Source organism: Oleiphilus sp. HI0128, from assembly GCF_001635365.1.
Genome location: NZ_LWGG01001569.1, coordinates 1 through 1,551, shown reverse-complemented (window position 1 = coordinate 1,551; position 1,551 = coordinate 1). Strand labels below are relative to the sequence as shown.

At 46.8% G+C, this 1,551-nt stretch carries 1 protein-coding gene; it reads right to left on the bottom strand.

The window, feature by feature from the left end; all coding sequences use genetic code 11:
• Positions 1-1,551: translational GTPase TypA (gene typA / locus A3763_RS25770; protein WP_068760727.1), on the bottom strand; the 1,551-nt coding region annotated here is incomplete at both ends.

The window sequence follows — 1,551 nt, the reverse complement described above, 5'->3', positions numbered from 1 at the left end:
CATCTTCGATAAACTCAAGCGCCTGCTCTAGCGTATGCGTAATCGGCGGAACCAAGGTCAAGGCCTCATCGGTACCCGATGCACGAACGTTCGTTAGCTGCTTACCTTTGACCGTATTAACAACCAAGTCATTAGAGCGTGAGTGAATGCCGACAATCTGACCTTCATAAATATCAACACCAGGGCCTAAGAATAAACGGCCACGCTGCTGAACAGTAAACAACGAATAAGCAGTGGTCTTACCTTTGACCATACTCACCAACACACCGTTCTGACGCTCAAAAGAGCCACCAGACTTCACTTCGCCATAGTGATCAAAGACACTCGTCATGATGCCTGAACCAGAAGTCAGCGTCAGGAATAATCCACGGAAACCGATCAAACCACGAGAAGGGATAACAAACTCAAGACGCACACGCCCTTTACCATCCAACTCCATATTGGTTAATTCTGCCNTTCGCAAACCCATTGCTTCCATCACAGGCCCTTGATGCTGCTCTTCAACATCAATTACAACCATCTCATACGGCTCGTGAATCTGGCCATCAACTTCTTTCTGGACAACTTCAGGGCGCGATACCGCCATCTCAAAACCTTCACGACGCATTGTTTCAATCAATACAGAAAGGTGTAATTCACCACGACCCGAGACAACAAACTTGTCCGGCGTATCACCTGGCGCCACTCGTAATGCCACATTGTGAATAAGCTCTTGATCAAGACGGTCCTTAATATTACGCGTCGTAACAAACTTACCTTCCAGGCCTGCAAAAGGAGAATCATTCACCACGAAGGTCATACTTACGGTTGGCTCATCTACGTTTAGTGCTGGCAAAGCCTCTACACACTCCGGGTCACACAAAGTATCTGAAATACCTAAGCCATCAATACCATTGATACAAACAATATCTCCAGCATTCGCCAGTGGCGTCTCAACCTGCTCAAGCCCCATATGAGTTTTGACGTTAAGCACCTTGCCTTTACGCTCATTACCCTTGGCATCTTTAATAATTACTTGCTGATTTGGCTTCAATGTTCCGCGAGTAATACGACCTACACCAATAACACCTACGTAGCTGTCGTAAGCCAATGCAGACACCTGCATCTGGAACATTCCTTCAGGATCTACATCAGGCGCTGGCACTTGTTCTGTGATCATCTCATACAGCGGCGTCATATCGTCAGCCATATCCTCAGGGTCTGAACCAGCAATACCATTCAGCGCCGACGCATAAATAACAGGGAAGTCTAACTGTTCATCCGTCGCACCCAAGCTATCAAACAAATCGAAAACCTGATCCATCACCCAGTCTGGACGAGCACCCGGGCGATCTATTTTATTGATTACAACAATAGGACGTAAACCCTGCTCAAACGCTTTTGAAGTCACAAAACGAGTTTGAGGCATCGGCCCATCAACGGCATCAACCAACAGCAATACCGAGTCAACCATCGATAATACACGCTCTACTTCGCCACCGAAGTCAGCGTGCCCAGGTGTGTCAACGATATTGATATGATAGTCATTCCATTGAATGGCTGTATTTTTTG